Genomic DNA, 26,746 nt, shown 5'->3' on the forward strand with positions numbered 1-26,746 from the left:
TCAATTTTAAGTGTCTGGTGTGCATGGTAGCGGAAAATAGGTGTTCTGACACGTCTTAGGGGGAATTATGTCAATCAGTCGTAAGCGTTTTATTGCAGGAGCGGTTTGCCCAAAATGCCAATCACAGGATACGCTGGCAATGTGGCAGGAAAATAAGGTTGATGTTGTTGAGTGTGTCCATTGTGGCCATATACAGAGACAGACAGAAGAAGCTGTCACATCTGATATCAGAGAGCAGGAACAGGTCATTGGGATCTTTACACCACAGTAACTCAATACATCTACAATGAATTGTGGATAAATTTTGCTATTGCCTAGGTACAGTAACGTAGAATTCCGTTACAATTGGCCGCATTTTTTGAGCAGTAAAAATTTTCCCTCACGGATTTTTCCCTCGGGTATGTAGGAGTTGTCATGAAAGTAACAAAAGACTTGGTGGTCAGTCTGGCTTATCAAGTAAGAACAGAAGATGGTGTTTTAGTTGATGAGTCCTCGGTGAGTGCGCCGTTAGACTATCTGCATGGCCGTGGTTCTCTGATCAGCGGATTAGAGAAAGCACTGGAAGGCCGTGAGGCGGGTGAACGTTTTGATGTTAGCGTAGAAGCAGCAGATGCATACGGTCAGTATGATGACAACCTGGTTCAGCGTGCACCAAAAGATGTGTTTGTTGGCGTTGATGATCTTCAGGTTGGTATGCGTTTCCTGGCTGACACGGATCAAGGGCCTATTCCAGTAGAAATCACTGCCATAGAAGGTGATGAAGTGGTTGTTGATGCTAACCACATGCTGGCTGGTCAGAATCTGAAATTCAATGTTGAAATTGTAGCGATCCGTGAAGCGACCGAAGAAGAATTAGCGCATGGTCATGTACATGGTCAGGGGGGCTGTGGTGATCACGATCACGACGATCATGAGTGCTGCGGCGGTAGCTGCCATTAAGATTTAAGCAGAAAAAGGGAAGCGGGTTTTAAGCTTCTCTTTTTTTATTTTGCGTCTGCCTTCCTTGGCAGAGAGCTTCCCTGATGAATATCAGTAATGAGGGGGCGGTGTTTCTTCAGAAAGTGGGGCAATGATGGATGTCTGGTGGGTTTGCAGACGTTCAGCGATTAATTTTAGTTGTTCTTTCAATCTGTCAGTTTCGAGCTGTTGCTTTATCACTTCCTGATTCAATTCTTCAATAGTGGCTTCTTGATAAGCCAGCTTGGTTTCTAGTTGCTCAAATCTTCGCTCAAATTCAGATAACTCCATTATCTTTCCTCCTGCTTCTGAATCAATTAATGTAAATGACGGATCGATGATTCGGTCAAGATGCCACTATAATGCTCATATATCCAGTGAAATAGGATCTTACGAAACCTCTTTGCTTTAATGTTGTCTCAACGATTTTTATGGCAAGGCATAGCAAATATTGTCATTGGTTTCCTTGGGCGGTTATAGTAAACGTTATGATCGATGCTGATGGTAACCCCACCCAAACTTAATTGGAGAATAGGATGAAATCATTGTTTAAAACAACTCTGCTGGCAACAACTCTGGTGGTGGCATTTAGCGTACCTCAGGTTTTGGCTGCTAACACCGAAACCAAAGACGAAGTAAAACTAAATAGTGCTTTTAAAACAGCAGAACAGCAAAATTCTTATGCTCTGGGTGCTTCTCTGGGAGGCTACATGGCCAACTCATTGCAAGAGCAGAAAGCACTCGGTATCAATATAGAAAAAGAACAGTTGCTGGCGGGTGTTGAAGATGCGTTAAATAATAAAGCCAAACTGACTGATAAAGAGATTCAGAAAACCCTGATGGTTTTTGAATCTAAAGTGAAAAGTGCAGCTTTAGCCAAGGCAGAAAAAGAAGCCAGTGAAAATGGCGAAAAGGGTGCTCAATATCGTAAAGAGTTTGCTAAACAAGCTGGCGTAGTGGAAACTAAAACAGGGCTTCTTTATAAAATTGAAAAAGAAGGCACTGGTGACGCACCTAAAGAGACCGATACTGTGGTTGTTAACTACGAAGGTTCTTTGATTGATGGTCAGGTTTTTGACAGTTCTTATGACCGTAAAGAGCCGCTGACAATTCGTTTGGACAGCGTTATTCCAGGCTGGAGAGAAGGTATACAGCATGTGAAGAAAGGTGGAAAAATCACATTAGTTATTCCTCCTAAGCTGGCTTATGATCAGGCAAATTTACCTAAAATTTCAGCTAACTCCACTTTAGTTTTCAATGTTGAATTACTGGATATTAAGCCTGCTGCCAAGGCAAAATAATTCTTGTAATTAAAAGATATTAGCAGGGGCTTAAGGTTCCTGCTTTATCACATATTTCTGCCACCTTTCGATTTGTTGCTGATATTTACCTCTATTTGATTAGTAATAAGCATGGATAAAAAATAATAAATTTATTTGCTTATTATTTCCCGCGGTATTAAATGAGATATTGCTTTTCGTATTTCAGGTGGATTCGGCATAAAGCTGTGATAGAACCCCGCGCTATACTCAGCAAGAGCTTGACGGCAGTTCGATGTGGTTTTAACGTCACTACTCTGAATAGTCAGAATAGAATAATATAGAACAAACACTTTTAACTGTTTGTTTTTAGCATTTATCACATAAGGCTATTTAACTTTCTTGTGACAATAGGTGTTTACCGAAGTAGATGCTGAGTTGCAGTCATGTGATTTTATAATAAATCTTGCCCTGATGTTTTTGGTGAGGCAAAGTCAGAATTTGAAGGATGGTGTATTACATGTCTACCCCGCTATTAACTGGTGATAATATCTCTAGTGATAACAGTGATATTGATTTACTGGAAAACCAACCATTTAGTGAAACTGATCACGAAATTTTAAAATCTTACGAAGCTGCTGTTGATGGCCTGGCTATGTTGATTGGTGGGCATTGTGAAATAGTTCTTCATTCACTGGAAGATCTTAAATGTTCAGCCGTCAGAATAGCTAATGGCGAGCATACGGGGCGTAAAATTGGTTCTCCGATTACCGATCTGGCGTTGCGAATGCTGCATGATATTACGGATGAAGATAGCAGCGTTTCCAGGGCGTATTTCACACGAGCAAAAAGTGGCTCGTTGATGAAATCTGTCACGATTGCTATTCGTAATCGCCAGCGTCGAGTCATTGGGCTTTTGTGCATCAATATGAACCTTGATGTGCCTTTCTCTGAAATTATTCAGACCTTTATCCCGGAAAAAACGCATGAAGTTGCTTCAAACGTCAATTTTGCCTCTTCCGTGGATGATCTGGTAGCACAAACTCTGGAATTCACTATTGAAGAAGTGAATGCTGATCGCAACGTTTCTAATAATGCGAAAAACAGACAGGTAGTGCTGAACCTTTATGAAAAAGGTATTTTTGATATTAAAGATGCCATCAATCAGGTCGCTGATCGTTTGAATATCTCCAAACATACGGTATACCTCTACATTCGTCAGTTTAAAAATGGTGAATGTGCGGGTTCGGAGAAGTAATGTCGTCACTGTCTTATTGTTTGCTGGTCACTGGGCCAGCTTACGGTACTCAACATGCCAGCAGTGCTTACCAATTTGCTCAGGCATTGATCGCATCAGGCCATAAATTGCATAGTGTGTTTTTTTATCGTGAAGGTGTCCAAAACGGCAATCAATTGGTTGCCCCTGCCAATGATGAGTTTGATTTGGTCAGGGCCTGGCAGGTATTGGCAGTCCAGCATCAATTCGATCTGTTTATCTGTGTTGCAGCGGCATTGCGCCGTGGTGTCGTAGATGAACAGCAAGCCCGTGAATTGAATCTGCCTGCCGCTAATTTAGCTGAAGGGTTTGAGCTTAGTGGGTTGGGATCATTGGCAGAAGCCATGATGCTATGTGATCGTGTCATACAATTTTAGCGCGGGTTAGGTTTGGGAATCTTCGTGGGTATCGATGAAAAAAATTGCCTTTGTTTTTACTGAAGCTCCTCACGGCTCTTCTGCCGGCAGGGAAGGGCTGGATGCACTGCTGGCGACGTCGGCATTGACTGAGCAGATCGGTGTATTTTTTATGTCTGATGGCGTATTTCAATTATTGGCCAATCAGCAGCCGGATAAAATTCTGGCCCGTGACTACATCTCAACCTTTAAGATCTTGCCGCTTTATGACATTGATAAATGTTACGTTTGTCTGGATGATTTGGTGATTCGGGGAGGCAGCCCAGCAAACAATTTTGTGCTGGAAGCTGAATTTCTTTCTGCCGCCGCAATCCGAGCATTGTTGGCGGGTTATGATTTTGTGTTGAAATTTTAATCTATTTCAGGCGGGTAACATGTTATATACTGTCAGTCGCTCACCTTACCATGATGACTTCAATGCAATGCTTGGCCTTGTATCTGATACTGATGATGTTTTATTGATGCAAAACGGTGTGTTATTGAGCATTAATGATAACCGTTATTTGGCTGAGTTGTTCCGTACCGGGGCAGGCATTTATGTTTTGAAGGAAGATCTCGAAGCACGGGGGCTGATTGAACAGATTTCAGACCGTGTAAGGGTGATTGATTACAATGGCTTTGTTAGCTTAACGGTAAAACATCAGCAAAATTTTGCCTGGTAGATGTGATTGGTAGATCTGAATTGCACTTTTCAGTCACTTTACCAGCCCAATGCTTTGTTGGCAGTACCTTACCGATAAGATTTTGCCGATATAGAAAAGCTGTATATTTCTTGACACCTCGTCAAGTCAGCAATAAAATTCCGCGTCCTCTTGTTTTGTCATAATGACAGAGAGAGGGTAAAATCCGTGTTTACGAAGCAAAAAACCAGGAGCTTTTTTAATAATGGCAACTATTAATCAGCTGGTTCGCAAATCTCGTAGCTCGAAAGTTGTGAAAAGCAACGTTCCTGCTCTGGAAGCTTGCCCGCAAAAACGTGGCGTATGTACTCGTGTATATACCACCACTCCTAAAAAACCAAACTCCGCACTGCGTAAAGTATGCCGTGTGCGTTTGACTAACGGTTACGAAGTTTCTTCCTACATCGGTGGTGAAGGCCACAACCTGCAGGAACACTCCGTTATCCTGATCCGTGGCGGTCGTGTTAAAGACTTGCCAGGTGTGCGTTACCACACCGTTCGCGGCGCTCTGGACTGTGCCGGTGTTAAAGACCGTAAACAAGGTCGTTCTAAGTACGGTGTGAAGAAGCCAAAGGCTTAATGGTTCTCCGTTAAGTAAGGCCAAACATTTTTCACATTAATGTCAAAATAAACTCGTAGAGTTTTGGACAACCCTGAAATTCGAAACGGAGTATTTCCATGCCACGTCGTCGTGTAATTGGTCAACGTAAAATTCTGCCAGATCCAAAGTTCGGATCTGAACTGCTGGCCAAATTTGTAAATATCCTGATGGTAGACGGTAAGAAGTCTGTCGCAGAAGCAATTGTATATGGTGCGCTTGAGACCCTGGCTCAGCGTGCTGGTAAAGATCACCTGGAAGCATTCGAGTTGGCACTGGATAACGTGCGCCCGACTGTAGAAGTTAAGTCCCGCCGTGTTGGTGGTTCTACTTATCAGGTTCCAGTTGAAGTTCGTCCGGTTCGTCGTAATGCTCTGGCAATGCGTTGGATCGTTGAAGCTGCTCGTAAACGCGGTGATAAGTCCATGGCTCTGCGCCTGGCAAATGAATTATCTGATGCGGCTGAAAATAAAGGCGCTGCTGTGAAGAAACGTGAAGACGTTCACCGTATGGCAGAAGCTAACAAGGCGTTCGCACACTACCGTTGGTAATCCCTTATTGGGTATTCCATCGGCAGTGAATATGTTCTGGGTAGCTGTCCGGCTACCCGTTCTCTAAATTGAACGCCCACGAGAGAGGAAAAAATGGCTCGTAAAACCCCTATAACTCGTTACCGTAATATCGGTATCAGTGCGCACATTGACGCGGGTAAAACCACTACTACCGAACGTATTCTGTTCTACACTGGTGTAAGCCATAAGATCGGTGAAGTTCATGATGGCGCTGCTACTATGGACTGGATGGAGCAGGAGCAAGAACGTGGTATTACCATCACGTCTGCTGCGACTACCGCATTTTGGTCTGGTATGGCTAAACAGTATGAGCCACACCGTATCAACATCATCGACACCCCAGGCCACGTTGACTTCACTATCGAAGTAGAACGTTCCATGCGTGTTCTTGACGGTGCAGTAATGGTTTACTGTGCAGTTGGTGGTGTTCAGCCACAGTCTGAAACTGTATGGCGTCAGGCGAACAAATATAGTGTTCCACGTATCGCGTTCGTTAACAAAATGGACCGTATGGGAGCGAACTTCCTGCGCGTTGTTGAACAGATCAAAACTCGTCTGGCTGCTAACCCTGTTCCTCTGCAATTGGCAATCGGTGCAGAAGATACTTTCACCGGTGTTATTGATTTGCTGAAAATGAAAGCAATCAACTGGAACGACGAAGATCAGGGTATTACCTTCGAATACGAAGATATTCCGGCTGATATGCTTGAGCAGGCTCAGGAATGGCATCAGAACCTGATTGAATCCGCAGCAGAAGCATCAGAAGAGCTGATGGATAAATACCTGGGCGGTGAAGAGCTGACTGAAGAAGAAATCAAGGCAGCTCTGCGTAAGCGTGTTTTGGCTAACGAAATTATCCTGGTTACCTGTGGTTCTGCATTTAAGAACAAAGGTGTTCAGGCAATGTTGGATGCAGTTGTCGAATATCTGCCAGCCCCAACTGATGTTGAATCCATCAAAGGTATGCTGCCAGACGGTAAAGACACTCCAGCTGAACGTCACTCTAGCGATGATGAGCCATTCTCAGCACTGGCATTCAAAATCGCGACTGACCCATTCGTGGGTAACTTGACTTTCTTCCGCGTTTATTCTGGTGTTGTTAACTCTGGTGACACCGTACTGAACCCGGTGAAAGACAAAAAAGAACGTTTTGGCCGTATCGTTCAGATGCACGCTAACAAACGTGAAGAAATCAAAGAAGTCCGTGCAGGCGATATCGCTGCTGCTATCGGTCTGAAAGATGTAACCACCGGTGATACTCTCTGTGACCTGAACGCGCCAATCATTCTGGAGCGCATGGAATTCCCAGAGCCAGTTATCTCTGTTGCTATCGAGCCAAAAACGAAAGCTGACCAAGAAAAAATGGGTATCGCTTTAGGTCGTCTGGCTCAGGAAGACCCATCTTTCCGCGTGAGCAGTGATGAAGAGTCTGGTCAGACCATCATCGCAGGTATGGGTGAGCTGCACCTCGACGTTCTGGTTGACCGTATGCGTCGTGAATTCAACGTTGAAGCGAACGTAGGTAAACCTCAGGTTGCTTACCGTGAAACCATCCGTGCTTCTGTTGAGCAGGAAGGTAAACACGCTAAACAGTCCGGTGGTCGCGGTCAGTACGGTCACGTTTGGCTACGTATCGAGCCTCTGGAAGCCGGTGGTGCTGGTTACGAGTTCGCGAACGAAATCGTTGGTGGTGTTGTTCCTAAAGAATACATCCCAGGCGTCGACAAAGGCGTTCAGGAACAGCTTAAGAGCGGTGTTCTGGCTGGTTATCCAATCGTTGACGTTAAAGTTGCCCTGTTCGATGGTTCTTACCATGACGTTGACTCCTCAGAAATCGCCTTTAAAATTGCTGCATCCATGGCATTTAAAGAAGGCTTCATGAAAGCGAAACCAGTTCTGCTGGAACCTATCATGAAAGTCGAAGTGGAAACACCAGAAGACTATATGGGTGACGTCATCGGTGACCTGAACCGTCGCCGTGGTATGATCGATGGTATGGATGATATAGCTACGGGCAAAATTGTTCGTGCTCAAGTACCATTGTCTGAAATGTTTGGTTATGCTACTGACCTGCGTTCTCAGACCCAAGGTCGTGCTTCTTACTCCATGGAGTTCTTGAAGTACAACGAAGCGCCTAGCAACGTCGCTCAGGCTATTATCGAAGCTCGTAAATCTAGATAAGTTTTCGAGTTTACTATCTTTTTAGCTCCCTCATCTCTGTGACGGGGGAGCAGTATTAAGGAATAGAGTCGTGTCTAAAGAAAAGTTTGAACGTTCAAAACCGCACGTTAACGTTGGTACTATCGGCCACGTTGACCACGGTAAAACTACCCTGACTGCTGCAATCACTACCGTTCTGGCAAAAACTTACGGCGGTAACGCGCGTGCATTCGACCAGATCGACAACGCACCAGAAGAAAAAGCACGTGGTATCACCATCTCTACTTCTCACGTAGAGTACGATACCCCAACTCGTCACTACGCACACGTTGACTGCCCAGGCCACGCCGACTACGTGAAAAACATGATCACCGGTGCGGCTCAGATGGACGGCGCGATCCTGGTTGTTGCTGCAACTGATGGCCCAATGCCACAGACTCGTGAGCACATCCTGCTGGGTCGTCAGGTAGGCGTTCCTTACATCATCGTGTTCCTGAACAAATGTGACATGGTTGATGATGAAGAGCTGCTGGAACTGGTAGAAATGGAAGTACGTGAGCTGCTGTCTCAGTACGATTTCCCAGGCGACGACACCCCAATCATCCGTGGTTCTGCGCTGAAAGCGCTGGAAGGCGATGCAGAGTGGGAAGCGAAAGTGATCGAGCTGGCAGAAGCACTGGATTCTTACATCCCAGAACCAGAGCGTGACATTGACAAGCCATTCCTGCTGCCAATCGAAGACGTATTCTCTATCTCCGGCCGTGGTACTGTAGTTACTGGTCGTGTAGAGCGTGGTATCGTTAAAGTGGGTGACGAAGTTGAAATCGTCGGTATCAAAGAAACCACCAAAACCACTTGTACCGGCGTTGAAATGTTCCGCAAACTGCTGGACGAAGGCCGTGCGGGTGAGAACGTGGGTGTTCTGCTGCGTGGTACTAAGCGTGATGACGTTGAGCGTGGTCAGGTTCTGGCGAAGCCAGGCTCTATCCACCCACACACTCAGTTCGAATCTGAAGTGTATATCCTGAGCAAAGATGAAGGTGGCCGTCATACTCCATTCTTCAAAGGTTACCGTCCACAGTTCTACTTCCGTACCACTGACGTAACCGGTACTATCGAACTGCCAGAAGGCGTAGAGATGGTTATGCCAGGTGACAACATCAACATGGTAGTTAACCTGATTGCACCAATCGCTATGGACGAAGGTCTGCGTTTCGCAATCCGCGAAGGTGGCCGTACTGTAGGTGCTGGTGTTGTTGCTAAAGTGATCGCATAATTTTTTTTATGTGTTCATTTTGGAAGGGCATCGATAGATGCCCTTTTTATACGTTGTCTTAAGAAGAACCTATCTCATCAATAGTTGTTCATAATTGAATAATTAATGGCAGATAAATTGCTATTTGATTGCTATTCTTAATTATTGGTGAGATAGGCTCTGATACAACGGATGGGCTTAGATATCATTGATATCCAAAAGTCCTGCTGAATTATGGTGCCGAGTCAGATACAATTACAATTATCTTTGGGTTCGGTCTGATTTGTTTTGCTCTTGCGAGGCAAGCTGGCTATCTATTTACATCATAGTTACTTACATATAGTTACAGGTTGGTTTATGAGTGCGAATAGCGATGCTCAAGAAAGCGGGCGTGGTCTTGATATAGCAAAATGGCTATTGGTGGCAGTGCTACTGGTGGTTGCTATTGTGGGTAATTACTATTACCGAGAGTATAACCTGCCTCTGCGCGCGATAGCCGTGGTTGCTATTGTTGCCCTTGCAGGAGCAGTTGCATTGTGGACTGTAAAAGGTAAAGCTGCATTAGCCTTTGCCCGTGAAGCCCGCATTGAAATGCGTAAAGTCATTTGGCCAACTCGCCAGGAAGCGCTGCATACGACTTTGATTGTTGCAGCTGTGACGGCTGTCATGTCTCTTATTTTATGGGGGCTTGATGGTATTCTGGTGCGTTTAGTTTCATTTATTACAGGCCTGAGGTTTTAAAAATGTCTGAATCCCCAAAAAAGCGTTGGTATGTCATCCAGGCATTTTCTGGGTTTGAAGGTCGCGTCGCTCAATCTCTGCGTGAACATATCAAATTACAAGAGATGGAAGATTCTTTTGGCGAAGTGATGGTGCCGACGGAAGAGGTTGTTGAGATCCGTAGTGGCCAGCGCCGTAAAAGCGAGCGTAAATTCTTCCCTGGCTATGTCTTGGTACAGATGGTAATGAACGATGCAAGCTGGCATTTGGTTCGCAATGTACCTCGCGTAATGGGTTTTATCGGTGGTACTTCTGACCGCCCAGCACCAATCAGCGATAAAGAAGTTGATGCGATCATGAATCGTCTTCAACAGGTTGGTGATAAACCACGGCCAAAAACTCTGTTCGAACCAGGCGAAATGGTTCGAGTCAGCGATGGTCCGTTTGCAGACTTCAATGGTGTGGTGGAAGAAGTCGATTACGAGAAGAGCCGCTTGAAAGTATCGGTTTCTATCTTTGGTCGTGCTACACCTGTTGAGCTGGATTTCAGCCAGGTAGAGAAAGTCTAACCTGGTGATTAAATAATCGCTTATGCTTGCAAAGGGTGTGAAATTAGCATACAATTTCGCGCCTTTTGTTTTTATCTCGGCATCATTTTTAGATGATACTTGGATAATATTAGGTGAGTTAAAGTTTTTAGTGGCCTGGTCTTTAATAGACGGGGTCGAATCGTCAGGGGAGCCTCATCTTGAGGCGATAAGACCCGTATAGAGGAAAAATAAATGGCTAAGAAAGTACAAGCCTACGTTAAGCTGCAAGTTGCAGCTGGTATGGCTAACCCAAGCCCACCAGTTGGTCCAGCTCTGGGTCAGCAGGGTGTTAACATCATGGAATTCTGTAAAGCGTTCAATGCTAAAACTGAAAGCATTGAGAAAGGCTTGCCAATTCCAGTTGTGATTACTGTTTACGCAGACCGTTCTTTCACTTTCGTTACCAAAACCCCACCAGCGGCTGTTCTGCTGAAAAAAGCAGCAGGCATCAAATCTGGTTCTGGCAAACCGAACAAAGATAAAGTTGGTAAAGTTACCAGCGCTCAGATTCGTGAAATTGCTGAAACTAAAGCTGCGGACATGACTGGTGCTGACGTTGACGCGATGATGCGTTCAATCGAAGGTACTGCTCGTTCCATGGGCCTGGTAGTGGAGGGTTAATCAATGGCTAAACTGACCAAGCGCATGCGCACTATCCGTGAAAAAGTTGATGCAACTAAACAATATGACATCAACGAAGCTGTTACTCTGCTGAAAGAACTGGCTACTGCTAAATTCGTAGAAAGCGTTGACGTAGCTGTTAATCTTGGCATTGATGCTCGTAAATCTGACCAGAACGTTCGTGGTGCAACTGTACTGCCACACGGTACTGGCCGTTCAGTACGTGTTGCTGTATTTACTCAGGGTGCAAACGCTGAAGCGGCTAAAGCTGCTGGCGCTGAACTGGTAGGTATGGAAGATCTGGCTGAACTGGTTAAGAAAGGCGAGATGGACTTTGACGTTGTTATCGCATCTCCAGATGCAATGCGCGTTGTTGGCCAACTGGGTCAAATCCTGGGCCCACGTGGTCTGATGCCAAACCCGAAAGTAGGTACTGTAACGCCTAACGTTGCTGAAGCTGTACAGAACGCTAAAGCGGGTCAGGTTCGTTACCGTAATGACAAGAACGGTATCATCCACACCACTATCGGTAAAGTTGACTTCGACGCTGACAAACTGAAAGAAAACCTGGAAGCTTTGCTGGTTGCACTGAAAAAAGCGAAACCATCTTCTGCTAAAGGTGTTTTCGTTAAGAAAGTTAGCCTGTCTACCACTATGGGTGCAGGTGTTGCGATCGACCAGTCTAGTCTGAGCGCATCAGTTTAATAATTTAAGCTGAGAATAACGCTTTACCTTAGCGTCAGATTTGTCTAAAATCTGACGCTTCAAATTTGTCTGATTAGTGTGTTTTATAACACACAGCCTTCGAAAAATAAGGTAGTATCGGCAAATCACAAATTTTCGGTTGGAGCCTGGCCTAATTCAGGCCCCGTCCAAGACCGCAGGCGTAAGATAAGTGATTACTTACTTAATATCCTGCGTAGACGGTGACAGAGCCAAATGAAATTTATTTTCTGGATTCTGCTCACCGTGTTTCAGCGCTCAGGCACATTTGGTGTTCTGAGTGAAGTGAGTCCCGGGTTTGCCCGGTTAATCCAGGAGCAAGAAGCTAATGGCACTAAATCTTCAAGACAAACAAGCGATTGTTGCTGAAGTCAGCGAAGTAGCCAAAGGCGCGCTGTCTGCGGTTGTTGCGGATTCTCGCGGCGTTACCGTAGATAAAATGACTGAACTGCGTAAAGCAGGTCGCGAAGCTGGCGTTTATATGCGTGTTGTTCGTAACACGCTGATGCGCCGTGCTGTTGAAGGTACTGAATTTGAGTGCCTGAAAGAAGCGTTTGTTGGTCCAACCTTGATTGCTTTTTCTAACGAACATCCGGGCGCAGCTGCTCGTCTGTTCAAAGATTTCGCGAAAGCGAACCCAGCATTCGAGATTAAAGCAGCAGCCTTTGAAGGTGAGTTTATCCCAGCGAGCAACATTGATCGCCTGGCAACACTCCCAACTTACGAAGAAGCAATCGCACGCCTGATGTCAACCATGAAAGAAGCCGCTGCAGGCAAACTGGTTCGTACTCTGGCTGCGCTACGCGATCAGAAAGAAGCTGCTTAATTGCTTATTTCCTTCGTTGCTTTTTAACGTATAAATTTTTTCTGAATTTTAGGAACACTTGTTATGTCTATCACTAAAGAACAAATTCTGGACGCAGTTGCAGAAATGTCTGTAATGGACGTTGTTGAACTGATCAGCATGATGGAAGAAAAATTCGGCGTTTCTGCTGCTGCAGCTGTAGCTGTAGTTGGTGGTGCTGCTGAAGCCGTTGAAGAAAAAACTGAATTCGACGTAATCCTGACTGGCGCTGGTGCTAACAAAGTTGCTGTAATCAAAGCAGTACGTGGCGCAACTGGCCTGGGTCTGAAAGAAGCGAAAGACCTGGTTGAAAGCGCTCCAGCAGCTCTGAAAGAAGGCATCAGCAAAGACGACGCTGAAGCTCTGAAAAAATCTCTGGAAGAAGCAGGTGCTTCTGTTGAGATCAAGTAAGATCTGTTTGAAGTTCGCAGCCTGATTTTTTAAGGCTGGCGGCTGGCGGTTTTTTAATCGCCAGCCTTTTTGCGCTGTAAGGGCATTATCTATTAGATTTGCCTGAAAGGCATTAATAGGGAGTTAGTAGCATTTCACACTGTTTGGCTGCTAATAAACCCAAAATACTTCTTCCTATTGACGACTTAATATACTGCGTTCTCAGCTACGATCCACTCGGGTAGCTCGGTAGTAAGGTAACGCAATGAAATGATTTAAGAGTAATAGTAATGAGTATTACGGAAAATATTCTGTTTTCTGTTCGAAAAAATAGTGTTGCAGAGTGCTGTCCTTAAGGGCGGACAGAGTGGGTCACTTATCAGCGAGCTGAGGAACCCTATGGTTTACTCCTATACCGAGAAAAAACGTATTCGTAAGGATTTTGGTAAACGTCCACAAGTTTTGGATGTTCCATACCTTCTTTCTATCCAACTTGACTCGTTCCAGAAGTTTATCGAGCAAGATCCTGAAGGCCAAAATGGACTGGAAGCGGCCTTCCGTTCAGTGTTTCCAATTCAGAGCTACAGCGGCAATTCGGAGCTGCAATATGTAAGCTACCGTCTTGGTGAACCTGTCTTTGATGTCAAAGAGTGCCAGATCCGTGGCGTGACTTTCTCTGCACCTCTGCGCGTTAAGTTGCGTCTGGTGATCTATGAGCGCGAAGCGCCAGAAGGCACAGTTAAGGACATCAAAGAACAAGAAGTCTACATGGGTGAAATTCCACTCATGACTGATAACGGGACCTTCGTTATCAACGGTACTGAGCGCGTTATCGTATCTCAGTTGCATCGTAGCCCTGGCGTGTTCTTTGATAGCGATAAGGGTAAAACCCATTCATCCGGTAAGGTACTGTATAATGCACGTATCATTCCTTACCGTGGTTCGTGGTTAGATTTCGAATTTGATCCAAAAGATAACCTGTTTGTGCGTATCGACCGCCGTCGTAAGTTGCCGGCCTCGATTATTCTGCGCGCGATGGATTATTCTTCTGAAGACATCCTGAATCTGTTCTTCAAAAAAACCGTTTTCGAAATTCGCGACAATAAATTGCAGATGATGCTGGTTCCAGAACGTCTGCGTGGCGAGACCGCTTCATTTGATATCGAAGCAAACGGCAAAATTTATGTTGAAAAAGGCCGTCGTATCACAGCTCGCCATATCCGCCAGTTAGAAAAAGAACAGGTAGACCGTATTGAGGTGCCTGTTGAATATATTGCGGGTAAAGTTGTAGCAAAAGATTACATCGACCAGAACACAGGTGAAATCATCTGTGCTGCTAACATGGAACTCTCTTTGGATCTGCTGGCCCGTTTAAGTCAGGCTGGTTACAAATCTATCGAGACCCTGTTTACCAATGATCTGGACCACGGCGCTTATATTTCCGAAACCCTGCGTGTTGATCCAACCAATGATCGCCTGAGCGCACTGGTTGAAATCTATCGCATGATGCGTCCGGGTGAACCACCAACACGCGAAGCCGCAGAAAACCTGTTTGAGAACCTGTTCTTCTCTGAAGATCGTTATGATCTGTCTGCAGTTGGTCGTATGAAATTCAACCGCTCACTGGATCGTGACGAGGTTGAAGGTTCCGGTATCTTGAGCAAAGAAGACATCATTGACGTGATGAAAAAGCTCATCGATATCCGTAACGGTAAAGGTGAAGTCGATGATATCGACCATTTGGGTAACCGTCGCATCCGTTCCGTTGGTGAAATGGCTGAAAACCAGTTCCGCGTCGGTCTGGTTCGTGTAGAACGTGCAGTGAAAGAGCGTTTGTCTCTGGGCGATCTGGATACCCTGATGCCACAGGACATGATCAACGCCAAACCAATTTCTGCGGCGGTGAAAGAGTTCTTTGGTTCGAGCCAGTTGTCCCAGTTCATGGACCAGAACAACCCGCTGTCTGAAATCACCCATAAACGTCGTATTTCTGCGTTGGGTCCAGGCGGTCTGACCCGTGAGCGTGCAGGCTTTGAAGTTCGAGACGTACACCCAACTCACTATGGTCGTGTGTGTCCAATTGAAACACCTGAAGGTCCAAACATCGGTTTGATTAACTCATTGTCCGTTTATGCGCGTACCAATGAGTATGGTTTCCTTGAAACACCTTACCGTTTAGTTCGTGATGGTGTAGTGACTGATGAAATCCACTACCTGTCAGCAATCGAAGAAGGTAACTACGTCATTGCACAGGCGAACACCGTATTGGATGAAGAAGGCCACTTCGTTGAAGAATTAGTCACTTGCCGTCATTACGATGAATCCAGCTTGTTCAACCGTGATCAGGTTCAGTACATGGACGTTTCGACACAACAGATCGTGTCCGTCGGTGCTTCTCTGATCCCATTCCTTGAACACGATGACGCCAACCGTGCATTGATGGGTGCGAACATGCAACGTCAGGCGGTTCCAACTCTGCGCGCAGATAAGCCGCTGGTCGGAACAGGTATGGAGCGTGCGGTAGCGGTTGACTCCGGTGTAACTTCTGTTGCTAAACGCGGCGGTGTGGTTCAGTACGTTGACGCATCTCGTATCGTTATCAAGGTTAACGAAGATGAAATGTACGCGGGTGAAGCGGGCATTGATATCTATAACCTGACCAAATATACCCGCTCAAACCAAAACACCTGTATTAACCAGACACCATGTGTTTCTTTGGGCGAACTGGTAGAACGCGGTGACGTGCTGGCTGATGGTCCATCCACTGACTTGGGTGAACTGGCACTGGGTCAGAACATGCGCGTGGCGTTCATGCCTTGGAATGGTTATAACTTCGAGGACTCCATCCTCGTATCTGAGCGTGTTGTTCAGGAAGACCGTTTCACCACCATTCACATTCAAGAACTGGCTTGTGTGTCTCGTGACACTAAACTGGGGCCTGAAGAGATTACGGCTGACATCCCTAACGTGGGTGAAGCGGCGCTGTCTAAACTGGACGAATCCGGTATCGTTTATATCGGTGCGGAAGTGAAAGGTGGCGACATTCTGGTTGGTAAGGTGACGCCGAAAGGTGAAACGCAGTTGACTCCAGAAGAAAAACTGTTGCGTGCGATCTTCGGTGAGAAAGCGTCTGATGTGAAAGACTCCTCGCTGCGCGTACCAAACGGTGTTTCTGGTACTGTTATCGACGTACAAGTCTTTACCCGTGATGGTGTAGAGAAAGACAAACGTGCGTTGGAAATCGAAGAGATGCAGCTGCGTGAGGCTAAGAAAGACCTGACAGAAGAACTGCAAATTTTCGAAGCTGGCCTGTTTGCTCGTATTCACTCTGTACTGGTTGCCGGTGGCATTGAAGCGGAAAAACTCAGCAAACTTCCTCGCGAGCGTTGGTTGGAGCTGGGCCTGGCTGATGAAGAAAAACAAAATCAGCTGGAGCAGTTGGCAGAACAGTATGACGAACTGAAAATAGAGTTCGAGAAAAAACTGGATGCTAAACGCCGTAAGATCACTCAGGGCGACGATCTGGCACCAGGCGTGCTGAAAATTGTCAAAGTGTATCTGGCTGTGAAACGTCAGATTCAACCTGGTGACAAGATGGCAGGTCGTCACGGTAACAAAGGTGTTATCTCCAAGATCAACCCGATCGAAGACATGCCTTACGATGAAAACGGCACACCAGTGGACATCGTACTGAACCCGCTGGGCGTACCATCACGTATGAACATCGGTCAGATTTTGGAAACCCACTTGGGCATGGCGGCGAAAGGTATTGGTGACAAGATCAATGCGATGCTGAAACAGCAGCAAGAAGTTGCCAAACTGCGTGAATTTATCCAGAAAGCTTATGATCTGGGTGATGATACCCGTCAGAAAGTTGACTTGAGCACCTTTACCGATGAAGAAGTGATGCGCCTGGCAGAAAACTTGAGAAAAGGTATGCCGATCGCAACACCTGTCTTTGACGGTGCAAAAGAGACCGAAATCAAAGAGTTGTTGAAACTGGGCGGTTTGCCGACTTCCGGCCAGCTCACTCTGTTCGACGGCCGTACAGGTGAACAATTCGAGCGTCAGGTAACCGTTGGCTACATGTACATGCTGAAATTGAACCACTTGGTTGATGACAAGATGCACGCCCGTTCTACCGGCTCTTACAGCCTGGTGACTCAGCAGCCGTTGGGTGGTAAGGCACAGTTCGGTGGACAGCGCTTCGGTGAGATGGAAGTGTGGGCATTGGAAGCATACGGTGCGGCGTACACCCTGCAAGAAATGCTCACCGTTAAATCCGACGATGTTAACGGTCGAACCAAGATGTATAAAAACATCGTGGATGGTAACCACCAGATGGAACCAGGCATGCCGGAATCTTTCAACGTATTGCTGAAAGAAATCCGTTCGTTGGGTATCAACATCGAGCTGGAAGACGAATAAATTGTTTTCCCGCTGGTACTGCCCGGCTATATGTTGAAGCATAAGAATGTCGGGCGGTTTACCAGCCAGTGGTTGCACTGGTCCCAGTGGTTATACTGGTTACAGAGGTGAGTGGCATGGGCTACTCACCTAACAGGTCTAACTCCGACAGGAGCCATTTCGTGAAAGACTTATTGAAGTTTCTGAAAGCGCAAACCAAGACCGAAGAGTTTGATGCGATCAAAATTGCTCTGGCCTCTCCAGATATGATCCGTTCGTGGTCATTCGGGGAAGTAAAAAAGCCGGAAACTATTAACTACCGTACGTTCAAGCCTGAGCGTGACGGTCTTTTCTGTGCGCGTATTTTCGGGCCAGTAAAAGATTACGAGTGCTTGTGTGGTAAATACAAGCGTTTGAAACACCGTGGTGTGATTTGTGAGAAATGTGGCGTTGAAGTAACCCAGACTAAAGTTCGTCGTGATCGTATGGGTCACATTGAGCTGGCATCTCCAACCGCTCACATCTGGTTCCTGAAATCTCTGCCATCCCGCATCGGTTTATTGCTGGATATGCCTCTGCGCGATATTGAACGAGTACTGTACTTCGAATCCTATGTGGTTGTTGAAGGGGGTATGACCAGTCTTGAGCGTGGGCAAATCCTGACTGAAGAACAGTATCTGGATGCACTGGAAGAGTTCGGTGATGAATTTGACGCAAAAATGGGTGCAGAAGCAATTCAGGCTTTGCTGAAAAGCATCGAACTGGAAAACGAATGTGAAACCTTGCGCGAAGAACTGAACGAAACCAACTCTGAAACCAAGCGTAAGAAGCTGACCAAGCGTATTAAACTGCTGGAAGCTTTCATTCAGTCTGGCAACAAACCAGAGTGGATGGTTCTGACCGTTCTGCCAGTTCTGCCACCGGATTTGCGTCCACTGGTTCCACTGGATGGCGGCCGTTTTGCAACTTCAGACCTGAACGATCTGTATCGTCGCGTTATTAACCGTAACAACCGTCTGAAGCGCCTGTTGGATTTGGCTGCGCCAGATATCATCGTACGTAACGAAAAACGTATGTTGCAGGAAGCGGTTGATGCGCTGCTGGACAACGGCCGTCGCGGTCGTGCGATTACCGGTTCTAACAAGCGACCACTGAAATCCCTGGCAGACATGATCAAGGGTAAACAAGGTCGTTTCCGTCAGAACTTGCTGGGTAAACGTGTTGACTACTCAGGCCGTTCTGTAATTACCGTAGGTCCATACCTGCGTCTGCATCAGTGTGGTCTGCCTAAGAAGATGGCACTGGAACTGTTCAAACCATTTATTTACGGCAAATTGGAACTGCGTGGTCTGGCGACGACTATCAAAGCCGCTAAAAAAATGGTTGAGCGTGAAGAAGCGGTTGTATGGGATATCCTGGATGAAGTCATCCGTGAGCACCCAGTTCTGCTGAACCGTGCACCAACCCTGCACCGTTTGGGTATTCAGGCATTTGAACCTGTTCTGATCGAAGGTAAAGCTATTCAGTTGCACCCACTAGTGTGTGCGGCATATAACGCCGACTTCGACGGTGACCAGATGGCTGTTCACGTACCGTTGACACTGGAAGCTCAGTTGGAAGCGCGTGCGTTGATGATGTCTACCAACAACATCCTGTCTCCAGCGAGTGGTGAACCCATCATCGTTCCATCTCAGGACGTTGTATTGGGTCTGTACTACATGACTCGTGACTGTGTTAACGCGAAAGGCGAAGGCATGGTTTTGACCGGTCCTAAAGAAGCAGAGCGCGTTTATCGTGCTGGTCTGGCTTCTCTGCATGCCCGTGTCAAAGTTCGTATCACAGAAGAAGTGAAAGATGGCGAAGGCAACGTGACTATCAACACAGGTTTGGTTGATACCACTATCGGTCGTGCCATCCTGTGGATGATTGTGCCGCGTGGCCTGCCATACTCACTGATTAACCAGCCACTGGGTAAAAAAGCTATCTCTAAGATGCTGAATACCTGTTACCGCATACTGGGCTTGAAACCAACCGTTATTTTGGCTGACCAGACCATGTATACCGGTTTTGCTTACGCTGCTCGTTCAGGGGTATCCGTAGGTATTGACGACATGGTTATTCCTGAGAAGAAAGAAGGCATCATCGCAGAAGCAGAAGCGGAAGTGGCCGAAATTCAGGAACAGTTCCAGTCAGGTCTGGTAACTGCTGGCGAACGCTATAACAAAGTTATCGATATCTGGGCTGCGGCGAACGAACGTGTTGCTAAAGCGATGATGGAAAACCTGTCTTCTGAAACAGTGATTAACCGTAACGGTGAAGAAGAACAACAGGTTTCTTTCAACAACATCTTTATGATGGCCGACTCCGGTGCGCGTGGTTCTGCGGCTCAGATCCGTCAGTTGGCGGGTATGCGTGGTCTGATGGCAACACCAGATGGCTCCATCATCGAAACCCCAATTACCGCGAACTTCCGTGAAGGTCTGAACGTACTCCAGTACTTCATCTCAACCCACGGTGCTCGTAAAGGTCTTGCGGATACCGCATTGAAAACGGCGAACTCCGGTTACCTGACCCGTCGTCTGGTTGACGTTGCGCAAGACCTGGTCGTAACTGAAGATGATTGTGGTACTCACGACGGTATCCTGATGACTCCGGTTATCGAAGGTGGTGATGTTAAAGAGCCACTGCGTGAGCGTGTATTGGGACGTGTGGCGGCGGAAGATATCCTGAAGCCAGGTACAGCGGACATTCTGGTTCCACGTAACACGCTGCTGAACGAAAAATGGTGTGATCTGTTAGAAGAGAACTCCGTTGACAGCGTGAAAGTACGTTCCGTAGTAAGTTGTGAAACTGACTTTGGTGTTTGTGCGAACTGTTACGGCCGTGACCTTGCTCGTGGTCACCTGATCAATAAAGGTGAAGCGATCGGTGTTATCGCAGCACAGTCAATCGGTGAACCAGGTACACAGTTGACGATGCGTACGTTCCACATCGGTGGTGCGGCATCTCGTGCGGCAGCAGAATCCAGCATTCAGGTACGTAACAAAGGTCATCTGAAACTGATCAACGCGAAATTCGTTACGAACTCAGCAAGCAAACTGGTTATTACCTCTCGTAATACCGAATTGCGCCTGATCGACGATTTCGGTCGTACTAAAGAGAGCTATAAAGTACCTTACGGCTCGGTATTGACGAAAGGTGATGGTGAGACAGTAACTGGCGGTGAAACCGTTGCGAACTGGGACCCACACACCATGCCAATCGTGAGTGAAGTATCCGGTATTATCCAGTTCTACGACATGGTTGATGGTCAAACCATTACCCGTCAAACGGATGAACTGACCGGCTTGTCTTCACTGGTGGTTCTGGATAGTGCAGAGCGTACCGGTAGCGGTAAAGACCTGCGTCCAGCATTGAGAATTGTAGACGCTCAGGGTAACGACGTTCTTATCCCAGGTACAGATATGCCTGCGCAGTATTTCCTGCCGGGTAAAGCGATCGTTCAGTTGGAAGATGGTATGTCCATCTCTGCGGGTGATACATTGGCGCGTATTCCTCAGGAATCTGGCGGTACTAAAGATATCACCGGTGGTCTGCCACGCGTTGCGGACCTGTTCGAAGCCCGTCGTCCGAAAGAGCCTGCTATCCTGGCAGAAATCAGCGGTATTGTTTCCTTCGGTAAAGAAACCAAAGGCAAGCGCCGTCTGGTAATTACTCCACTGGATGGTGGTGAACCTTACGAAGAGATGATCCCTAAATGGCGTCAGCTCAACGTGTTCGAAGGTGAGGTTGTTGAACGTGGTGACGTGATCTCCGATGGCCCAGAATCTCCACATGACATTCTGCGCCTGCGTGGTGTTCACGCGGTTGCTCGTTACATCACTAACGAAGTACAGGAAGTTTACCGTCTGCAAGGCGTTAAGATTAACGATAAACACATTGAAGTTATCGTTCGTCAGATGCTGCGTAAAGCAACTATTGCGAATGCGGGTAGTTCCGAATTCCTTGAAGGTGAGCAGGTTGAATACGCACGCGTTAAAGTTTCTAACCGTAAACTGGAACAGGATGGCAAAGTACCAGCTGCCTTCCAGCGTGACCTGTTGGGTATTACCAAGGCATCACTGGCAACAGAATCCTTCATTTCTGCGGCGTCGTTCCAGGAAACAACCCGCGTTCTGACTGAAGCAGCTGTTGCCGGTAAACGTGATGAACTGCGTGGCCTGAAAGAGAACGTCATCGTTGGTCGTCTGATCCCTGCGGGTACAGGCTATGCTTACCATCAGGATCGCATCCGTCGTCGTCAAGAAAACGAAGTGGTTGAAGCGCCACAATTTAGCGTTGACGAAGCCACTGCAAACCTTGCTGAATTGTTGAATGCAGGTTTTGGTAGCAGCGATAATGAGTAATCATGATGTGTAGCATACCCTATATCGTATAGCTAATCGTGAAATGCCCTCTCCTGGTAGAGGGCATTTTTTATTTATGGCTTTAGCCAGTTTAAATCGCGTTAGCGTCTTAAACATAAAACCACCCGCTTTGCGGGTGGAGTTCAAAGGTTATACCAAGAAAAACACCTTTCCGTTACGATATAGATGTTCAAGCTAATATTCGTAACTCAAATAAGGAAAGGTGTTTATGGGCATTAAAGCACAAAGCTCAGCGCATACAAAGTGGCTGTGTAAATACCATATCGTCTTTTCGCCGAAATATAGACGGAAAGTGATTTTTAATAATATTCGTTCAAGTGTGGGAGAGATCCTCAGAGACCTTTGTAAGTATAAAGGTGTGGAAATAATCGAAGGTCATCTCATGCCAGATCATGTTCATATGTTGGTGAGTATTCCACCAAAGCTAAGCGTTTCAAGCTTTATGGGATATTTGAAGGGTAAAAGTTCGTTGATGATCTTTGATAGACACGCCAATTTAAAATATAAATTTGGCAACAGAAAGTTTTGGGCGGAAGGGTTCTATGTCAGTACGGTAGGGCTAAATGAAGCGACAATTCAAAAGTATATCAGAGAGCAAGAAAAGTCGGATTTAATCTCGGATAAATTGAGTAGTAAAGAGCATGTAGACCCCTTCAAGGGGTAGGCCAAAGCAGCAAAGACACTTAGCTTGAACGAAGAGAAAGCAGCGTCATTTAGGCGCAGTCGGTAACAAGCCCTTATAGGGCAAGAGCAAACCACCCGTTATACGGGTGGTTATGATTGGATGGAAAATTAAAATGAGACGAATTATTTATGTTATTACAATGGGGTTCTTAGCATTTTTGATATGTTTTTCTAATCCGGCTTTATCGCAATACCACGATTTTCCACATTATCATTACATGGAAGTGACTAAAGAGAGTGAAATCTATTCTTGGGTAGGTGAGCATATCATTAAGGTTGGTTTATTTAAGAAAGGGCAAATCCTTAAAGTTGCTGAAGAAGAAGGGGAAGAAAGCGGTAACTATGCGCTTCATTTCGGAAATGGGGTAGGTTATATAGCCAAAGGAAATTTAAAGGAAATTCAGAAAACTGCGTACCCCAGTGATCCCTTTAGCACCAGTCCCTTTCACAAAAAAGCGGCCCAAAATTTGATAATAATTAAGATGGTACAAGTCCATAGCACACCTGATACGGATAGCCAACCAATTGCAATTTTGAGGGAAAATCTCCGCTATCCGGTTTTAGATAAATTACAAGATCCTTTCCACCATACTTGGTACGAAATTAATTTGGGTGATCGATTAGGTTACATTAGTGATCGGGATGCTGAATTGGATAATGGCATTCCTTTGTTAACTTATCACCATGTTCTTAAAGATATTAAACGTTTTCTACATACATCAACAACAACATCCCTGACTGTATTTCGTGAGCAGATGGCTTATTTAAAGCGAGCAGGTTATACCACAATTTCATTATATGAATTAGAGGGATACTTAAATGGTTCCATTAACTTGCCAGCAAAAGTGGTTGGCTTAACCTTTGATGATGGATTGAAATCCGTTTATCGTTATGCTTATCCCATTTTGAAAGAGAATGGTCAGAAAGCTACACTCTTTGTTATTTCATCCAGAGTTAAATGCCATCCGCAGAAATGGGATCCTGATACGCTGCAATTTTTGAGCCTCCCAGAATTATATGCCATGCAAGATGTATTTGATGTTCAGTCTCATACCCATTTCTTACATCGTTTTAGCAAGAATCAACAACCCATACTATTAAGTCGGTCATATCACAATATTCTGTATGATTTCAGACGTTCCAGACGGGCATTATCACAATTAAATCCCCATGTACTTTATCTCTCTTATCCTTTTGGTAGATATAATTTAAAAGCAATGAAAGCAGCTAAACAAGCTGGGTTTCATTTGGCGGTTACCACGGTAAAGGGAAAAGTTAAGTTGGGGGATAATCCCTTTTCTTTGAAACGATTATATATATTGCGTACAGATCCGATTGAGAAAATGGCAAAAATGATTGCTAATAAACCCTATTTAACGCCTTTAGGATCGCTTAATAATTGAGGGTAGAGATGTAATGTTATTTAATTTCTAAATAGCGATAGAATATTCTAATATGATATTTTTTACTGAGGATAGAAATGATGGATTTTTTAGGGTTAATATTGGAGATTTTTCATGGCATTATAAAGCACACTATCAAATTTTTTGCATGGATATTTAAGATTGCTATGAAGGAAAGTGTTGTTTCATTACTTTCCATAGGGATTTTATTCTTCATTATATTTTCATTCATAATACCTAGGTTTATTTTTGGTATTTCACTGTTACTAATTTTTATATATTTGGTTTATAAATTCCGTGGGAAAATAAAGAATTATCTGAATAAGAAAGGGGTTATGGATTACTTTAAGTAAAATATGACGTTGGTAATGCTATGCAATGAAAATTCATCGGAGAAGGATAATGAATTTGTATCTTTTAAGAGCCTATTCCCTTAGGCTCTTAAGTTAAATATATCGCTATAATTATTTGATGAAATCAATTTATTTTTTGTTTTTTATCACCTTGATAAAAGTTTCCCGTGCAGTTGGCGAACCAAGTCGTTCTGCTTCATCTAACAGTTTCAATGCCTTATCAACATCACCATTGTTAATAGCTCTTTTGATAGCGTCATTGAAATACCGTTCGGTATCGTTCAGTACAGGTTTAACTACTGGGGCAGCAGATTGTGGTGCATCAGTTGGGGTTGTTCTTATCGGAGATGTAGATACTTGTGTAGAACCGATGGTGACTGGTTTAGGTGCAGGTGAAGAAAATACCTGGCCTATCAGGATATTGCCTGCATTGCTTTCTGATTGCATTTTTAACGTTAATGTACCTGTTTCTGTGTGGCGAGCAATCGGATCTGGAATATCCGGCACAGAATTACCGACACCTTTAGCATAAGCCTTAGCAGGATCGACCATTTGTGTCGAAGCTTGTAAATCAGAACGAGTAGTATAAATCAGCAAATAGATACGTTGTTGTCCCAATGCCGGTGTCAGCTTTAACACTCCTTCAAGCCTGTCGGTGGACATAATACCTGGCTGTTGATAGCGGAAATAGTGGCTTGGATAAAAGGCCGCAGGATGGAGTTGTTCATCAAAGACTAAAACATTTGGTGAGTATACTTGCTTATCTTTTATCAGACTGTTCAGGGTGATTTCCAGGGAACCTTGATTGGCCGGTAAAGCAAATGTGGCTACTGCACCCTGGATATGACCATCATTAAGCTGCTGTGATGTGCTCTCAAGAATAATAGTCTGTGTATCATGAGTACTGATGGGTTGCCACTGTAATTTCTGCAAGGTTGACAAAGGCAAAATTGGCGCAGCATTGGTTGTTTCTATACCAGATTTTGCCCTATTAGTTATCGCGATACCGGATGCTGCTGTATCAGACAGCGCGATATCTGACGAGGCATAACTCACTGCTGGAATCATGTTGCAGAGCAGGGCGCTGAGGCAAAGTGAGAGTAATTGCTTTTTCATTACCACCAAGCCTCAAATTGGGCACCAAATGTAAACTCATCGCTGTTCCCACGACTGAATTGATGTACGGGTGTATCGTGGTAGGCAATGCCATTGTCATAGCCCCATTTTTCATTCCATTTGGAGTAAGTAGTGAATAAACGGATAGCAGGGCGTGACCACATGCTGTCACCTGCTTGCCACTGTTGGGCTAGAGTGATTTTGAACTGATCATTGTTTGCTTTGGTGCGTTGTGACTTCACATGGTCATAACCCACTTCCATTAAGGTACTCATTATCGGTGTCCACTTATACATTGGGCGGACACCCACGGTGTACCATGTGTTGCCATTGTTATTGTCGAGGTCAATGTTTTGATACATGGCGGCATACATGAGATCCCATTTCTTGGTGATACTAATGGCACCATGATTCAGAACGCGTAGCATATGCCCGTCATTCTTCTCATTAGCACCTTCGGCACGCCCATTACCGCTGGAAGTCATAGCGTCAGTTGCGTACTGTAAGACAAATTTGTTGAAACCACCTAACAGGCTTTGGGTATGTTCGGCAGTCAGCATCACACCGTCTTTAGATGCTTGTTTATTAAGCTGATATCCTTTACGTGTATTGGCACGCCCATAATCAATACCAAACTCCAGCGTACCGCCAGCATTAACTGGTAAGTTGGCTAACCGTATATCAAAAATGTCATTTGAAGTATTTGGGGCGTCCTTGCGTTTATCATCAATCCATCCATATGAACCACCTTCTTCTGTATTACGGGTTACAGCGAAGGAGAGCTTACCAAAACCAAGGTCAATATTTTCCAATCCTGCACCTGGACCGGAAATATCCCAATAATAGAAGTCGATCATATGTACATCGTGGCGCTGGTAGAAACGTTTACCGGCCCATAGTGTTGAGCCAGGCAACCAATCAATGATATTAGTTGCTTTCACGTTGACTTCACGAAAACCAGGTTTGGTATCTTCCCAATCTTTTTGCTGACTGACGGAATAGGCTAAGTTGGTATCAAAATAGAAACTTTTATTACCTTCTTTCCATAACTCTTGTCCTAATTTAAGTTCAGCATAGGTTTCACATTCGTTACCAAGACGGTATTTACTCGGTGCTCCAGTGACTTTGGCACATTTTTGCTCACCACCATTCCCTGTCCAGCCAATGCCTGAACGGGCATAGCCGTGGAAGTCAACAGCAATAGCTTGTGTGGATAATAAACCAGTAGTTAGCATAGCCAATGAGAGAGACAATATACGCATAATAATTCTCCTGTTATTTTTTTATGGCCGCGG

Annotated in this window: 24 protein-coding genes; 21 read left to right on the forward strand and 3 right to left on the reverse strand. The window is 45.3% G+C overall.

The features are described 5' to 3' along the window. Positions 1-67 precede the first annotated feature (67 nt). A complete protein-coding gene (locus ACE1SE_RS01265) occupies positions 68-271 on the forward strand; it encodes a YheV family putative zinc ribbon protein (RefSeq protein ID WP_374052315.1) in 204 nt (67 codons plus the stop codon). Between the two features lie 143 nt (positions 272-414). Further along, the gene (gene slyD, locus ACE1SE_RS01270) at positions 415-939 is read left to right on the forward strand and encodes a peptidylprolyl isomerase (RefSeq protein ID WP_374052316.1); all 525 of its coding nucleotides are present in this window, start codon (positions 415-417) and stop codon (positions 937-939) included. Positions 940-1,029: 90 nt separating this feature from the next. Here the strand turns inward: slyD and ACE1SE_RS01275 are convergent, their stop codons facing one another. After that, positions 1,030-1,248 (reverse strand): SlyX family protein, encoded by a 219-nt coding sequence (locus ACE1SE_RS01275; protein ID WP_374052317.1) that lies wholly within the window; start codon positions 1,246-1,248, stop codon positions 1,030-1,032. 245 nt (positions 1,249-1,493) lie between these two features. On the opposite strand from ACE1SE_RS01275, the gene fkpA reads away from it, so the two are divergent. The 19 genes from fkpA to ACE1SE_RS01370 all read left to right on the forward strand — a co-directional run bounded on the left by fkpA (position 1,494) and on the right by ACE1SE_RS01370 (position 23,982). Beyond that, positions 1,494-2,258: an FKBP-type peptidyl-prolyl cis-trans isomerase gene (gene fkpA, locus ACE1SE_RS01280; protein WP_374052318.1), complete on the forward strand. Its 765-nt coding sequence runs from the start codon at positions 1,494-1,496 to the stop codon at positions 2,256-2,258. 478 nt (positions 2,259-2,736) lie between these two features. Beyond that, positions 2,737-3,474: a helix-turn-helix transcriptional regulator gene (locus tag ACE1SE_RS01285; protein WP_099130918.1), complete on the forward strand. Its 738-nt coding sequence runs from the start codon at positions 2,737-2,739 to the stop codon at positions 3,472-3,474. Further along, the gene (tusD, locus tag ACE1SE_RS01290) at positions 3,474-3,869 is read left to right on the forward strand and encodes a sulfurtransferase complex subunit TusD (protein WP_374052319.1); all 396 of its coding nucleotides are present in this window, start codon (positions 3,474-3,476) and stop codon (positions 3,867-3,869) included. The genes ACE1SE_RS01285 and tusD overlap by 1 nt, the downstream gene beginning before the upstream one ends. Positions 3,870-3,903: 34 nt before the next feature. After that, a complete protein-coding gene (gene tusC, locus ACE1SE_RS01295) occupies positions 3,904-4,263 on the forward strand; it encodes a sulfurtransferase complex subunit TusC (protein WP_374052320.1) in 360 nt (119 codons plus the stop codon). 19 nt (positions 4,264-4,282) lie between these two features. Continuing rightward, positions 4,283-4,570 carry a sulfurtransferase complex subunit TusB gene (gene tusB, locus ACE1SE_RS01300; protein WP_374052321.1) on the forward strand — a complete coding sequence of 96 codons (288 nt, stop codon included), beginning with the start codon at positions 4,283-4,285 and terminating at the stop codon, positions 4,568-4,570. 223 nt (positions 4,571-4,793) lie between these two features. Next, entirely contained in the window at positions 4,794-5,168 is a 375-nt protein-coding gene (rpsL, locus tag ACE1SE_RS01305) for a 30S ribosomal protein S12 (RefSeq protein WP_010848548.1), read from the forward strand. A 98-nt stretch (positions 5,169-5,266) separates the two neighbouring features. Then, a complete protein-coding gene (gene rpsG / locus ACE1SE_RS01310) occupies positions 5,267-5,737 on the forward strand; it encodes a 30S ribosomal protein S7 (protein ID WP_074020838.1) in 471 nt (156 codons plus the stop codon). Between the two features lie 93 nt (positions 5,738-5,830). Further along, on the forward strand, positions 5,831-7,939 hold the full coding sequence (fusA, locus tag ACE1SE_RS01315; protein WP_074020840.1) for an elongation factor G: 2,109 nt from the start codon (positions 5,831-5,833) through the stop codon (positions 7,937-7,939). 70 nt (positions 7,940-8,009) lie between these two features. Continuing rightward, positions 8,010-9,194, forward strand: a complete 1,185-nt coding sequence (tuf, locus tag ACE1SE_RS01320; RefSeq protein WP_374052009.1) for an elongation factor Tu — start codon at positions 8,010-8,012, stop codon at positions 9,192-9,194. A 336-nt stretch (positions 9,195-9,530) separates the two neighbouring features. After that, complete coding sequence (gene secE, locus ACE1SE_RS01325) at positions 9,531-9,914, forward strand: preprotein translocase subunit SecE (protein ID WP_074020841.1); 384 nt, start codon at positions 9,531-9,533, stop codon at positions 9,912-9,914. A gap of 2 nt (positions 9,915-9,916) precedes the next feature. Beyond that, entirely contained in the window at positions 9,917-10,462 is a 546-nt protein-coding gene (gene nusG / locus ACE1SE_RS01330) for a transcription termination/antitermination protein NusG (RefSeq protein ID WP_374052322.1), read from the forward strand. Positions 10,463-10,675: 213 nt separating this feature from the next. Then, complete coding sequence (rplK, locus tag ACE1SE_RS01335) at positions 10,676-11,104, forward strand: 50S ribosomal protein L11 (RefSeq protein ID WP_047684958.1); 429 nt, start codon at positions 10,676-10,678, stop codon at positions 11,102-11,104. A gap of 3 nt (positions 11,105-11,107) precedes the next feature. Continuing rightward, on the forward strand, positions 11,108-11,809 hold the full coding sequence (gene rplA, locus ACE1SE_RS01340) for a 50S ribosomal protein L1 (RefSeq protein ID WP_374052323.1): 702 nt from the start codon (positions 11,108-11,110) through the stop codon (positions 11,807-11,809). Between the two features lie 346 nt (positions 11,810-12,155). Continuing rightward, the gene (gene rplJ, locus ACE1SE_RS01345) at positions 12,156-12,653 is read left to right on the forward strand and encodes a 50S ribosomal protein L10 (RefSeq protein WP_074020846.1); all 498 of its coding nucleotides are present in this window, start codon (positions 12,156-12,158) and stop codon (positions 12,651-12,653) included. 63 nt (positions 12,654-12,716) lie between these two features. After that, positions 12,717-13,082 (forward strand): 50S ribosomal protein L7/L12, encoded by a 366-nt coding sequence (gene rplL / locus ACE1SE_RS01350; RefSeq protein ID WP_045972989.1) that lies wholly within the window; start codon positions 12,717-12,719, stop codon positions 13,080-13,082. Positions 13,083-13,460: 378 nt separating this feature from the next. Further along, on the forward strand, positions 13,461-17,489 hold the full coding sequence (gene rpoB / locus ACE1SE_RS01355; protein WP_374052324.1) for a DNA-directed RNA polymerase subunit beta: 4,029 nt from the start codon (positions 13,461-13,463) through the stop codon (positions 17,487-17,489). A 161-nt stretch (positions 17,490-17,650) separates the two neighbouring features. Continuing rightward, entirely contained in the window at positions 17,651-21,874 is a 4,224-nt protein-coding gene (gene rpoC, locus ACE1SE_RS01360; RefSeq protein WP_374052325.1) for a DNA-directed RNA polymerase subunit beta', read from the forward strand. Between the two features lie 229 nt (positions 21,875-22,103). After that, positions 22,104-22,559 carry an IS200/IS605 family transposase gene (gene tnpA / locus ACE1SE_RS01365; protein WP_099118097.1) on the forward strand — a complete coding sequence of 152 codons (456 nt, stop codon included), beginning with the start codon at positions 22,104-22,106 and terminating at the stop codon, positions 22,557-22,559. Between the two features lie 133 nt (positions 22,560-22,692). Further along, the gene (locus ACE1SE_RS01370; RefSeq protein WP_374052326.1) at positions 22,693-23,982 is read left to right on the forward strand and encodes a polysaccharide deacetylase family protein; all 1,290 of its coding nucleotides are present in this window, start codon (positions 22,693-22,695) and stop codon (positions 23,980-23,982) included. Positions 23,983-24,464: 482 nt separating this feature from the next. Here ACE1SE_RS01370 and malM read toward each other — a convergent pair whose 3' ends face one another. Both malM and ACE1SE_RS01380 read right to left on the reverse strand, forming a co-directional pair. Further along, positions 24,465-25,451: a maltose operon protein MalM gene (gene malM / locus ACE1SE_RS01375; RefSeq protein WP_374052327.1), complete on the reverse strand. Its 987-nt coding sequence runs from the start codon at positions 25,449-25,451 to the stop codon at positions 24,465-24,467. Further along, positions 25,451-26,713 carry a maltoporin gene (locus tag ACE1SE_RS01380; RefSeq protein WP_374052328.1) on the reverse strand — a complete coding sequence of 421 codons (1,263 nt, stop codon included), beginning with the start codon at positions 26,711-26,713 and terminating at the stop codon, positions 25,451-25,453. The genes malM and ACE1SE_RS01380 overlap by 1 nt, the downstream gene beginning before the upstream one ends. Positions 26,714-26,746: the final 33 nt, after the last annotated feature.

The organism is Xenorhabdus taiwanensis (assembly GCF_036512875.1).
In the GTDB taxonomy this organism is placed as follows: Bacteria; Pseudomonadota; Gammaproteobacteria; order Enterobacterales; family Enterobacteriaceae; genus Xenorhabdus; species Xenorhabdus taiwanensis.